We start from the raw sequence: 12,577 nt of genomic DNA on the forward strand, positions 1-12,577 counted from the left end.
CGGCTCTCTAGTCGGCCTTTTTCTTGCGCTGAACCCTAGGCCGCGGCGCAGGGCGCGTCAAGAAAGCCCCAACCGCCCCGCTACCACATTGCGCAGGGCAAGGCCGAGGGCCCGGCTGTCCGCCGCCTCGAGATGATAGCCATCCGCCGTGCTTGCCCGCGCGACGCTGGCCGCATCGAAGAACCCCACATCCATCGCCTCGGCCAGCGGCGCAATCGCCGCGGCGAGCGCTTCGGACCGAGAGACTTTCTGCGCCGTCACATCCGCATCCCAACAGGGCGTCATCGGCGGTGGCGAGACGAGCAGGATATCGGGCACATCGGTCTCTGGCAGACGCCAGGGATGGTGCCGCACGATCTCGACCAAGCGCATCAACCCGTCACGCACATGCGACACATCCCAACCTTCGCAAAGATCATTGATCCCGAGCATGATCACCACGAGGTCCACCGGCGCGTGGCTATGGAGCAGCACAGGCAGGATGCGCCCACCATTCATATCCGCCGGTGCCGTGGGGCGGTCATAAACCGTGCTGCGCCCGCGCAAGCCCTCGGCGATGATCTCCACCCCGACAAGCGTCTCGCCAAGCGCCACAGGCCAACGATCCGCGTGTCCGTGCCGCCCACCGGTCTGTGGGCAAGACCCCCAGGTCAGGCTATCACCGAAACAAAAAACCGTTTTCATATCTGCCTCCCGAACTGATGTGCGCGTCCCTGTCTTCACCTTTGCACAAATACTCCCGCCGGAGGCAAGACTGCGCAGGCAGCGCCCCCGATCAGGGGGGGCTGACGAGAAAACCTGTGCGCCTGCAAGGCGCGCCGATCAGAACCGCAGATCAGAGACCGCGCACCATGTGGGATTCGTAAATCCCGGCAAGCTTCGCAACCGCCTGTTCGGGCGGCAGTTCTTCGCTCTCACCAGTGCGTCGGCAGGTGAGCTCAACCACACCGTTCTTGAGGCCGCGCGGACCGACAGTGATCCGCCACGGCAGGCCGATCAGGTCCATGGTGGCGAATTTCGCCCCGGCACGTTCCTTGCGGTCATCATAAAGCGGCTCGAGGCCCAGCGCGGTCAGCGACTTGTAAAGCGCGTCACAGGCCGCATCGGCCTCGTCATCGCCTTGCTTGAGGTTGACGATACCGCAATGGAACGGCGTCACGCCCTCAGGCCAGATGATGCCCTTGTCGTCATGGCTGGCCTCGATGATCGCGCCGAGGAGACGCGACACGCCAATACCGTGGCTGCCCATGTGGACCGGAACCTTATTGCCGTCCTTGTCCTGCACGGTAGCGCCCATGGCTTCGGAATACTTGGTGCCGAAATAGAAAATCTGACCGACCTCGATACCGCGCGCCACCCGGCGGCGCTCTTCGGGCACTTGGTTGAACAGGGCTTCGTCATGGGTTTCGTCGGTGCGGGCGTATTTCGAGGTGAACTCTTCAAGAACGCCCTGACACTGCGCCACGTCGTCATAGTCGATCTCGCGGTCGCCAAAGGTCAGGTCGGTCACGGCGCTGTCATAGAACACTTCCGACTCGCCGGTTTCGGCCAGAACGAGGAACTCATGCGTATCGTCGCCGCCGATCGGGCCACTATCGGCGCGCATCGGGATCGCCTGAAGGCCCATGCGCTCGTAGGTGCGCAGGTAGCTCACGAGGTGACGGTTATAGGCGTGCAGCGCGTCTTCCTTGGAAAGGTCAAAGTTATAGCCGTCCTTCATGTAGAACTCGCGGCCCCGCATGACGCCGAAACGCGGGCGGATCTCGTCGCGGAATTTCCACTGGATCTGATAGAGGGTCAGCGGCAGATCCTTGTAGGAGGAGACATGCGCGCGGAAGATATCCGTCACCATCTCTTCGGCGGTCGGCGTATAGAGCATGTCGCGGCCGTGCCGGTCCTGCATCCGCAGCATTTCCTGTCCATAGTCGTCATAGCGCCCGGATTCGCGCCACAGGTCCGCGCCCTGAAGGATCGGCATCTGGATCGGAATATGGCCCGCACGGATTTGTTCCTCGTGGACGATATTCTCGATCTTGCGCAGCACCTTGAAGCCGAGCGGCAGCCAGGAATAAATCCCGGCGGATTGCTGTTTGATCATGCCCGCGCGCAGCATGTAGCGGTGGCTCACGATCTGCGCCTCGGAAGGCGTCTCTTTCAGAACGGGCAGGAAGTAGCGGGAGAGGCGCATGTCGGCTCCATCGGCGTTAAACTTGGGTTTCGTCCTCCGTTTATGGCTTTGCACGCGCCCGCACAAGGGTGCAGAGCCGCAACGCGGGGGTGCGCGCATCTTCGCCGGGGGACGATATAATTTCCCTGCCCTCTTGAACTGGCGCGCGCGGTGGGCAATGTGGAAGAACAAGCGACAAAGAGGGGGCCATGGCGCTACCGATCCGCGACCAGATGAAATACTGGGGTGTTGCACTGGCCGTCTTCGGCCTCGCACTCTGGTATCTTGGCGACATCATGCTGCCGTTTATCCTTGGCGGCGCGATTGCCTATTTCCTCGACCCGGTGGCCGACCGTCTCGAGACGATGGGGCTTAGCCGGGTGATGGCAACCGTGGTGATCACGCTTGTCGCGCTGGTGATCTTTGTCGTCCTTGCCCTGGCTGTCATTCCGACCTTGATCCAACAGCTTGTGACCCTGTTCAATATCGCCCCCGATATTGCCCGCGACCTCCAGAGCTTCCTCAATGAACGCTTCCCGGATCTCCTGCGTGAAGGATCGGCAGCGCGTGAGACGCTGATGAAGGTCGGCCAAGCGGTGCAGGAACGCGGCGGCGCGCTTCTGCAAGGCGTGCTGAGCTCGGCGCTTTCGCTTCTGAATATCGTGTTGCTCTTGGTGATCGTGCCGGTTGTGGCCTTTTACCTCTTGATGGACTGGGACAACATGGTGGCGCAGGTCGACAACCTCCTGCCCCGCGATCATGCCCCGACCATCCGCAAGCTTGCGGGGGAGATCGACACCACGCTCGCCTCTTTCATTCGCGGCATGGGCACGGTCTGCCTTGTGCTTGGCACCTACTACGCCATCGCGCTGATGCTGGTGGGGCTGCAATTCGGCCTCGTCGTCGGGGCCTTTGCGGGGCTGATTACCTTTATTCCCTACGTCGGCGCGATCCTTGGTGGCGCACTGGCCATCGGCCTCGGCCTGTTTCAGTTCTGGGGCGATTGGGTCTCGCTTGGCCTTGTCGCGGGGATCTTCATCCTTGGGCAGGTGGTCGAGGGCAATATCCTGACCCCGAACCTCGTCGGATCGTCCGTGGGGTTGCACCCGGTCTGGCTCATCCTTGCGCTTTCGGTCTTCGGGGCGCTTTTCGGCTTTGTCGGGATGCTCGTCGCGGTGCCTGTGGCGGCCTCGATGGGTGTGCTCGCACGCTTTGCCATTGGTCACTACAAGGGGTCTCGCCTCTATACCGGCCTTTCCGGCAGGGCGGAGTCTGAGGACTGAACATGCCCGAGCAGTTAAACCTCACCCTTCCAGTGCGCACCGCGCTGGGGCGCGACGACTTCTTTGTCAGCCCCGCCAACGCCATGGCGCTTGGTCTTGTCGAAAGCTGGCCGAACTGGCCGGGGGGGAAATTGCTCCTGTCCGGCCCCGCCGGAGCAGGCAAAACGCACCTGACCCATGTTTGGGCCGCGCGGTCCGGCGCGACGATCCTTGCCGCACAGGCTCTGGCAGAGGCCGATATCCCGGCCCTTGCTGGCGGGCCTGTCGCCGTCGAGGACGTGCCGGAAATCGCCGATGACCCAGAGGCGCAGACCGCGCTGTTTCACCTGCACAACCTTGTGCTTGCTGAGGGCCATAGCCTTCTGCTTAGCGGGCATGGCGATCCGGCGCATTGGGGGCTGACGCTCCCTGATCTCAAGAGCCGGATGCAGGGCACCACAGTGGCCACCCTTGAAGAACCGGATGATACGCTTCTGGCCGTGGTCCTCGCCAAGCTTTTCAGCGACCGGCAACTGACGCCGCACACGGATGTGATCCCCTATCTTGTCGGACGCATGGACCGCTCTTTTGACGCCGCGCGCCAGATTGTCGAGCGCCTTGATGCGCTCTCTCTCAGCGAACAACGCCCGCTCACCCGTGCCCTCGCCCGGCGGGTCTTCGAGCACTCCGAGAACCCGCCCCTGCCCGGCTGGACTTCCTGAAAAAACAGGCAGATAGTGTCATTTCTCCGTTACCTGACGATGCGATATCAACGCCATGACACAAGCTGACTTTCTGAAATCCGACTTCCCCGCCGCTGTTGATATCCCCGAGATTGATCCCGAGGGCCCAAGCCGCTTCTACAATCGCGAGCTGAGCTGGCTTGGTTTCAACTGGCGTGTGCTGGAGGAATCGGAGCATATGCGCGTGCCGCTTCTGGAACGGCTGCGCTTCCTCTCCATCTCGGCCACCAACCTTGACGAGTTCTATACCGTCCGCGTCGCCGGCCTGCGCGAGCTTGTGCGCGAGAACAACACCACCCCGGCCCAGGACGGATTGACGCCCGCCGAGCAACTTATCCTCATCAACGAGGACGCCCGCAACCTCCTGCAATCGCAGCAGCGCATGTTCCGGTCCCTGCGCGCCGAGATGGAAGCGGAGAATATCCATATCCTCGACCACAAGGCGATTGAGCCCGAGGACCGGGAGTTCCTTGCCGATACCTTCCTCAACAAGGTGTTTCCGGTGCTGTCGCCGCTGGCCATCGACCCGGCGCACCCGTTCCCCTTTATCCCCAACACCGGCTATTCCCTTGCGCTGCAGCTTGAGCGGAACAAGGACAAGGGCACACTCAAGGCGCTCTTGCCGATCCCGCATCAGATTGATCGCTTCATCTTTTTGCCCTCGCCCGATGGGGTGACGCGGGCGTTGCCGCTTGAAGAACTGCTGCTTCTGCATCTCGATAGCCTGTTCCCCGGCTACAAGGCCAAGGGGCATTGTTCGTTCCGCGTGCTGCGCGATAGCGATCTCGAGGTTGAGGATGAGGCCGAAGACCTCGTGCGCGAATTCGAGGTGGCACTCAAACGTCGCCGTCGCGGCGAAGTGGTGCGGATGAAAATCTCGACCGACGCGCCCGACGCGCTCAAATCGCTCATCATGGAAGAGCTGCACGTGACCGAGGACGAGGTCGTCGAGATCGACGGCATGATCGGCCTTGCAGACCTCAAGGAACTTGTCGTGGACGAGCGCCCGGACCTTTTGTGGCCGTCCTTCATCCCGCGCGTGCCTGAGCGGGTGCAGGATTTCGACGGCGACATGTTCGCCGCGATCCGCCAGAAGGACATGCTCCTGCATCATCCCTATGAGACCTTCGACATGGTGGTGCGCTTCCTGCAACAGGCAGCGCGCGATCCCAACGTGGTGGCGATCAAGCAGACGCTTTATCGCACCTCGAAGAATTCTCCCATCGTCGAGGCGCTTTGCGAGGCGGCGGAAGACGGCAAATCCGTGACCGCGCTTGTGGAACTCAAGGCCCGCTTCGACGAGGCCGCCAACATTCGCCAGTCCCGCCGCCTTGAACGCGCCGGCGCGCATGTGGTCTATGGGTTCACCGACTGGAAGACCCACGCCAAGATATCAACCGTGGTGCGCCGCGAGGGCGACAACCTCGTGACCTATACCCATTACGGCACCGGCAACTATCACCCGATCACCGCGAAGATTTACACGGACCTCAGCCTCTTTACCTGTGATCCCGAACTCGGCCGCGACGCAACCAAGGTGTTCAACTATCTCTCTGGCTACGTAAAACCCGAGAAGCTTGAAAACCTTGCGATTTCGCCCCATTCGCTCAAACCGCGCCTGATCGAGATGATCGACCGCGAGATCGAACACGCAAAGGCGGGCAAACCTGCGGAAGTCTGGGCCAAGATGAACGCCCTGATCGACGCCGAGGTCATCGACGCGCTTTATCGGGCAAGCCAGGCGGGGGTGAAAATCTCTTTGGTGATCCGCGGCATCTGCGGATTGCGTCCCGGTGTCAAAGGGCTGTCCGAGAACATCCGGGTCAAATCCGTGGTCGGCCGGTTCCTCGAACATTCGCGCATCGTCTGTTTCGGCAATGGCGCCGGGCTGCCGTCCAAGAAAGCACGGGTGTTCATCTCGTCAGCCGACTGGATGGGGCGCAACCTCAACCGCCGGGTGGAGACACTTGTCGAAATCAACAACGCCACCGTGAAGGCCCAGATCGTGAGCCAGATCATGGCCGCGAACCTTGCCGACGTGGCACAGAGCTGGGTCATGAAACCGGATGGTCATTTCCAGCGCGCCGAGATCCCCGAGGGCGAGTTCGCCTTTTCCTGCCACCGCTTCTTTATGGAGTATCCGTCGCTTTCAGGCCGCGGTTCGGCGGGCGCGTCGGACGTTCCGAAACTGACGCATACCGAGGACTAAGAGCGTTTTCTTTCGCGAAAACGCTGCCTTGCATGGTTGACCTGCACCGGGCCGGGGCGGATAAACTGGCCCGAGACGAACCGGGGGAATCATGGACGGCGATATCGACGCAGCACAGGATTGGGGCGTCTTCGGTCGGCCCCTGTTCAAGGATCCCTCCTCCCGCGCCCTGAGCCGGGTCGGGGTTGTCGATGTCGGGTCAAACTCTGTCCGCCTCGTGGTGTTTGATGGTGCCGCACGAAGCCCGGCCTATTTCTACAACGAAAAGATCATGTGCGCCCTGGGTGCGGGGCTGTCGGAGACCGGACGGCTCAACCCCGAAGGCCGCGCGCGCGCCCTCTCGGCGATCCGACGGTTTCAGGCCCTTGCAAGCCAGATTTGTCATGGTGAGCTGACTGCCGTCGCAACCGCCGCCGTGCGCGAAGCCGAGGATGGGCAGGATTTTTGCGCCGAAGTGCTGCGCGAGACCGGCCTCAAGATTCACGTGATCGACGGCCAGGAAGAAGCCCGCCTCTCGGCGCAGGGGGTGCTTCTCGGCTGGCCCGGCTCCTATGGGCTTGTCTGTGATATTGGCGGCTCGTCCATGGAGCTTGCAGAGATCAACGATGGCGAGGTCGGCAAGCGCGTTACCTCTCCCCTTGGCCCCCTCAAGCTCAAGGAAATCAAGGGCGGTAAAAAGGGGCGCAAGGCCTTTATCAAAGAGACGCTCGCCCAGCTCGAGGACACGATGGGCAGCCAGCGCAACCGCCTGTTCCTCGTCGGCGGTTCATGGCGCGCCATCGCGCGCATCGACATGGAGCGGCGCGGCTATCCCTTGCACGTGCTGCACGAATATCGGATGAGCGCCAAGGCGATCAACGCCACCGCGAAATACATCGCCGCGCATGATCCCGAAGAGCTGCGCACGCGCTGTGGCGTATCGTCGAACCGCATGGCCCTCGTGCCTTACGCGATCGACGTGCTCAAAGCCGTGGTGCGCCAGTTCAAGCCACATGACATCGCGGTCAGTTCCTACGGTATCCGCGAAGGCATGCTCTACGAACAGATGCCCGACCCGCTGCGCGCCCGCGATCCGCTGATCGAGGCCTGCCGCTTTGCCGAGGATAAGGACGCACGCCTGCCCGGTTTCGGACGGCAGCTCTACTACTTCATCCGCCCGCTCTTTAACTCGGCCCGCCACGATACGCTGCGCCTCGTGCGGGCGGCGTGCCTGTTGCATGACGTAAGCTGGCGGGCGCATCCCGATTACCGCGCCGAGGTCTGTTTCGACAACGCCACCCGCGCCAATCTCGGCGGTCTGCGCCATTCCGAACGCGTCTTCCTTGGTCTCGCCCTGCTGCACCGCTACCGCAACAAGCGCGAGGGGACACGGTTCGAGGGCCTCTATGACCTGATCGACGAGAAGACCCAAAAGAAGGCCGAAGTCCTAGGCAAGGCGATGCGCTTTGGCGCGATGCTCTGGATGGACCCCTCCGCCGACCTTGGCAATCTCAAGTGGCGTCCGAAAAAGGGCGAGTTGGAGTTGCACCTGCCACAAGGCTCGGAAGCACTCTTCGGAGAAGTTGCCGAGGCGCGATTTGCCTCGCTCGCCGCCGCACTCGAGGCGACGCCGATCGTCAAGATCAAGCGCTAAAGCTCTGTCGACCCGTCTTCGTCAAGTTCGACCTCTGGCGTCTCTTCCGGCGTGATCTCCGGCTTGCGGCGCAGAATGATATCGCCATTGGGCAACATCTCCGGCGCCTCATAGACGCTCCAATCCTCGACCTTGCCAGCCATCTCCGAAAGCGCGGGCCCCATTTCCTTCAGGAAAGAGCCGAACGCCGGGCCAACCTTTGAGGCGAAATCCTCGACCCCATCAAGGGCTGGTTCCATCTGGCTCTGAAGCCCCTTGAGGAAGAGCTTTGCCCCCTCTTCCATGAGCGAAAACCCCTCGCTTGGGGCCTCAGCTTCGGGCGCGGCGTCCTCCTGCGCAGCGACGGGCAACGCAGTCAGAGCAAGGGAAAAGGCGATCACGATGGGTTTCATGGCATATATTTGGGGGCGCGATGCCCCTGTTTTCAAGGGTCAGATATCAATATCAAGCGTCACGGGGAAATGATCCGACGCCGCAAGCAGGGCTGCGCGCAAGTCTGGCACGGACCAGCAATCGACATCGTTGAACGGGTGCCAGATACGCCATTGCGGATCGTGACCGCGCAAGTCCTGCGAAATCATCACATAGTCCAGCAACGCCTGAAGATAGCGTTTCTCGTTGGCAAGGTAGAAGCGCGAGGTGGTCGCCGCCGCGCCGATCCGGCTCCCAAGGGCTTCGCGGGCATGAGGGTCGTAAAGGCAAGGTTCAGCCCCATTGCCCATGATGATCTCGACCGAGGAACGCCCGAAGAGATGCTCGTATTCATCCAATCCCGGACCATCGTTGAGATCGCCCAGAACGATCAACGCATCCCCTGCCGCCAAATGCCCCTCGACCCGACGCCGAAGCCAGATCGCCTGCGCCAACTGCTTGCGCCGGTTGGCGATCGACATGCGCATGACTTCGTCGCGCCCGCGCGCACCATGCGGCGCCTTGGACTTGAGATGCGCGCCGATGAGGCGCAGCTCCGTGCCTTTCGCAGTCTCGAGCGCGACCTCCAAAGGCGGCTTGGAGAACCGCACCATGTCCTCGGTCGCGTCGATATCAAGGTCGATCCGGAACACCCCGTCAAAGCGCGGCGCATCCTCGGCGCCCTTCTTGCCAGTCTCGGGCCCGAGCGGGTCATGCCGCGCCGTGACGGCCTCGGGATCGTAAAGAAGCGCGATCTCCTGCTGGGTGTCGTTGCGAAACCCAAGAAGCGCTTTCTTCGCTCGCAAGCCAAAGGCGGCGGCAAAAGTCTCGAGCGCTGCCACAGTCGAACGTTTGCCGTTCTCATCCGGTGCTTCGATGACCATGATCGCGTCGGCGTCAAGCGCCGTGAACACAATGCCAAGCGCCTCGATCTGCTGCGCCCGCGTGACGTCTTGGCGCCCTGACCACCCATCGTCCATCAATAGATGACCTTGCTCGTCAAAGAGGTTGGTGAACCATTCGACGTTGTAGGTCGCGATCCGCATCAGGCCTCGGCCTTTTCGTTGATCGCCTCCCAGGCGCGGTTGAGCGCGATGAGCCGGGTTTCGGCCATCTGCACCGCCTCTTCCGGCACGCCGCGCGCGATCATGCGGTCGGGATGGGTCTCGCGCACCTGCGCGCGCCAGGCCTTGCGAATCTCCGGGATCGGCGTCGTCGGTGTCACGCCAAGGATCGTGTAGGGGTCCGGCTCTGCATCCGGCACGAGCCGCGCCCGCATCGAGGCGAATTCCGCCTCGCTCATGCCGAATATCTCGGCCACCCGCCACAAGAACCGATCCTCGTTCTCGTGATATTCGCCATCCGCCATCGCGATATGGAAAAGCCCTTCCATGAGATCGCAGTAGCTCTCGTTCTCCTGCCCGAAGAGGCCCTTGATGCGCATGGCGTATTCTTCGAATCCCGCCACGTCCTGACGGGCGAGGTTGAAGACACGCGCCGCGCCGGCCTCATCCTCGGGCGCGATGCGGAACACCTCGCGAAAGGCCGTCACCTCATCCCGCGTCACAAGGCCGTCCGCCTTGGCCATCTTCGCCCCAAGCGCCACCACCGCAATGGCAAAGGCGACCGAGCGTTCCGGCGGTGCTTTCAGTCGGTCAAAAACAGCCGTCAGCCCCTCGCCCTTGGTCAGGGCGGCCAGCGCGTCGGATATGCGGGTCCAGATCGACATGGGCCAAGCCTATCGTGGCAAAGCAGGAAAGTCAGGCGCGAAATGCTGCACTGGCAAAATGGCGCATCAGAGGATTTTCTGCATCAAGACAAGCGCCATCCAACGGTCGAACTTCTGCCCGACCTCCGGCATCCGCCCGACCTCTGCAAAGCCAAGGGCCGCGTGAAAGGCGACTGCGCCGGGGTTCTCGGCGCTGATCCCGGCGACAAGCACGTGGATGCCCGCATCGCGCGCCTCAGCCTCCAGCGCCCGCATGAGCGCCCGCCCAACCCCGCGCCCGCGCGCGCCCTCACCAAGGAGGATGGTATGTTCGCGCGCATGGGCATAGCCCGGCCCACCGCGAAACGCGCCATAGCCCGCGAAACCAAGAACGACACCGTCCTCCTCTGCAACGAGCCATCGGCCCTCGGGCGCGGCAATCATCGCCTCAAGCCCGGCAGCGGTCTTTTCCTCCGTTGTGAAGGTGATGGCCGTATCGCGGATGATCGGGTTCCAGATCGCCGCCATTGCCGCCACATCGCCCGCCCGCGCGCTCCGAACCATCATCTGAGCACCCGTTCGCCATGCGGGGTCTCAAACGTTGCGCGCATCTCTGCTGCGCCTTCCGTGAAGATCACCCGCGCATCCGCAAGCGGCACCACATCGCGCAGCCAACGCGCTTCGGGATGGGCGATCTCGAACCGCGCAAGGCGGATGCCCTTGCCCGGCAGGGTATCGCCCGGAAGCGTCTCGACCTGCCACTGGATCAGCGCCGGAAACGCCCCGCCGCAAGGCAAGCGTCCGTCCGGCGGCACCGCCATGCGCCAGCGCAGGTCGCCGCGCGCAAGGTCCACGGGCCTGCCCGCCCCCTCCGGTAGGCTCTTGAGGCTGGCCTCAAGGTCGTCCACGCGACAGATCCAATTGCCGATCCGCGGCGCGCCGTGAAAATCGTCCAGCGCGAACCAACGCCGATAGGAGAGCGGACTTGCCGAGGGATCAATGGCGATCGCCTCAAGATACAGCCCCGCCTCAAGACCGATCAGACGGTTGTGCGTTCCGAAATGCGCATGCTTCCCACCCGGCCCCATTTCCACGCCAAGCGCCTCTTCCACATGTGCAACCGCCGCCTTGAGCGTCTCGCCAGCGACGGCCAAATGATCCAATAACATGCGCGTTTCCCCACTTTTTGGTATTGTCCTGACGCCAAATCACCCCATCTGTCATAGAACGACAATTTGACTCAGGGATACAGATGATCATCGCCGCTATAGACCGCTTTTTCAAACATGAAGCTGCCGGGGGCATCATGCTGATGCTGGCTACGGTGGCCGCCATGCTGATCGCCAACTCCGGCTTTGCGCCTGCCTACAACTTTATCCTCGAAACCATCGGCGAAGTGTCGATGAACGGCAAGGGGATCGAGAAGCCGATGATCCTTTGGATCAATGACGGGCTTATGGCGGTGTTCTTCTTCCTGATCGGCCTTGAACTCAAACGCGAACTTCTGGAAGGCAAGCTCAAGAACCCGCGCGATGTGCTCCTTCCCGGCGCCGCCGCCGTGGGCGGCATGGCCTTTCCCGCCATCATCTTTGCCGCGCTCAACTGGAACAGCCCCGAGACCCTCTCAGGCTGGGCCATTCCGGCGGCAACGGACATCGCCTTTGCCCTTGGTATCCTTGCTCTCGTGGGGGCCCGCGCCCCGACCTCTCTCAAGGTCTTCCTGCTAACGCTGGCGATCCTCGACGATATCGGCGCGATCCTCATCATCGCCCTGTTCTATACCGCCAACCTCAAAGTGCATTTCCTCGTCATGGCGCTGGCGCCGCTGGCGGCGCTCTTCGTGTTGAACCAGATGAAGATCCACCGCATCGCGCCCTTCATCCTGCTTGGCACGGTGCTTTGGGTCTTGGTGCTGAAATCCGGTGTCCACGCGACGCTCGCCGGTGTGGTCACCGCCTTCTTCATCCCGCTCTATGACCGTTGGGGCAAATCCCCGCTGCACTCGATCGAGCACGGCCTGACGCCCTATGTCTATTTCTTCATCGTACCGGTCTTTGCCTTTGCCAACGCCGGCGTGGTGCTTTCGGATCTGTCGCTCTCGGCCTTCACCGACCCGCTCACGCTCGGCATCATCCTCGGTCTCGTGATCGGCAAACAGGTCGGCGTCTTCGGCTTTACATGGCTCTTGGTGAAGATGGGCCTTGCGCGCCTGCCGCACGGGGCAACGTGGCGCCATATCTACGCCATCGCCTGCCTTGCCGGGATCGGCTTTACCATGTCGCTCTTTATCGGCGGGCTGAGTTATGCCGCCCCCGCCCTGATGAACGAGACCCGCCTCGGCGTCCTGACCGGCTCGCTGATCTCGGGGCTGCTGGGCTATTTCCTGCTCGTCACCGCACCGCAGGAAGAACCGGTGGCTGCCGAATAGGAAAAACGGCCCCCAC

At 62.3% G+C, this 12,577-nt stretch carries 12 protein-coding genes; 5 read left to right on the plus strand and 7 right to left on the minus strand.

The window, feature by feature from the left end:
- Window positions 1-57: 57 nt before the first annotated feature.
- Both MK745_RS09870 and proS read right to left on the minus strand, forming a co-directional pair.
- Window positions 58-684: a GDSL-type esterase/lipase family protein gene (locus MK745_RS09870; RefSeq protein WP_243613125.1), complete on the minus strand. Its 627-nt coding sequence runs from the start codon at window positions 682-684 to the stop codon at window positions 58-60.
- Between the two features lie 151 nt (window positions 685-835).
- Window positions 836-2,188 (minus strand): proline--tRNA ligase, encoded by a 1,353-nt coding sequence (proS, locus tag MK745_RS09875; RefSeq protein WP_243613126.1) that lies wholly within the window; start codon window positions 2,186-2,188, stop codon window positions 836-838.
- Window positions 2,189-2,376: 188 nt separating this feature from the next.
- Here proS and MK745_RS09880 point away from each other — a divergent pair, with 188 nt between their 5' ends.
- From MK745_RS09880 to ppx, 4 genes are all read left to right on the plus strand, one after another.
- Window positions 2,377-3,450, plus strand: a complete 1,074-nt coding sequence (locus tag MK745_RS09880; protein ID WP_243613127.1) for an AI-2E family transporter — start codon at window positions 2,377-2,379, stop codon at window positions 3,448-3,450.
- A 2-nt stretch (window positions 3,451-3,452) separates the two neighbouring features.
- A complete protein-coding gene (locus tag MK745_RS09885; RefSeq protein WP_243613128.1) occupies window positions 3,453-4,151 on the plus strand; it encodes an HdaA/DnaA family protein in 699 nt (232 codons plus the stop codon).
- Between the two features lie 55 nt (window positions 4,152-4,206).
- A complete protein-coding gene (locus tag MK745_RS09890) occupies window positions 4,207-6,381 on the plus strand; it encodes an RNA degradosome polyphosphate kinase (protein WP_243613129.1) in 2,175 nt (724 codons plus the stop codon).
- Between the two features lie 91 nt (window positions 6,382-6,472).
- Window positions 6,473-8,014, plus strand: a complete 1,542-nt coding sequence (gene ppx, locus MK745_RS09895) for an exopolyphosphatase (RefSeq protein WP_243613130.1) — start codon at window positions 6,473-6,475, stop codon at window positions 8,012-8,014.
- Here the strand turns inward: ppx and MK745_RS09900 are convergent.
- The 5 genes from MK745_RS09900 to MK745_RS09920 form a co-directional block, all read right to left on the minus strand.
- A complete protein-coding gene (locus tag MK745_RS09900) occupies window positions 8,011-8,406 on the minus strand; it encodes a hypothetical protein (RefSeq protein WP_243613131.1) in 396 nt (131 codons plus the stop codon). The two genes, ppx and MK745_RS09900, sit on opposite strands and share 4 nt — an antisense overlap.
- Window positions 8,407-8,445: 39 nt before the next feature.
- Window positions 8,446-9,471 carry an endonuclease/exonuclease/phosphatase family protein gene (locus MK745_RS09905; protein ID WP_243613132.1) on the minus strand — a complete coding sequence of 342 codons (1,026 nt, stop codon included), beginning with the start codon at window positions 9,469-9,471 and terminating at the stop codon, window positions 8,446-8,448.
- Window positions 9,471-10,154, minus strand: coding sequence for a molecular chaperone DjiA (locus MK745_RS09910; RefSeq protein WP_243613133.1), 684 nt, complete (start codon window positions 10,152-10,154; stop codon window positions 9,471-9,473). The genes MK745_RS09905 and MK745_RS09910 overlap by 1 nt, the downstream gene beginning before the upstream one ends.
- Window positions 10,155-10,220: 66 nt before the next feature.
- Window positions 10,221-10,700, minus strand: a complete 480-nt coding sequence (locus MK745_RS09915) for a GNAT family N-acetyltransferase (RefSeq protein ID WP_243613134.1) — start codon at window positions 10,698-10,700, stop codon at window positions 10,221-10,223.
- Window positions 10,697-11,302 carry a VOC family protein gene (locus MK745_RS09920; protein WP_243613135.1) on the minus strand — a complete coding sequence of 202 codons (606 nt, stop codon included), beginning with the start codon at window positions 11,300-11,302 and terminating at the stop codon, window positions 10,697-10,699. The genes MK745_RS09915 and MK745_RS09920 overlap by 4 nt, the downstream gene beginning before the upstream one ends.
- An 83-nt stretch (window positions 11,303-11,385) precedes the next feature.
- On the opposite strand from MK745_RS09920, the gene nhaA reads away from it, so the two are divergent.
- Window positions 11,386-12,561, plus strand: a complete 1,176-nt coding sequence (gene nhaA / locus MK745_RS09925; protein WP_243613136.1) for a Na+/H+ antiporter NhaA — start codon at window positions 11,386-11,388, stop codon at window positions 12,559-12,561.
- Window positions 12,562-12,577: the final 16 nt, after the last annotated feature.

The organism is Shimia aestuarii, assembly GCF_022814865.1.
Lineage (GTDB): Bacteria > Pseudomonadota > Alphaproteobacteria > Rhodobacterales > Rhodobacteraceae > Shimia > Shimia aestuarii_A.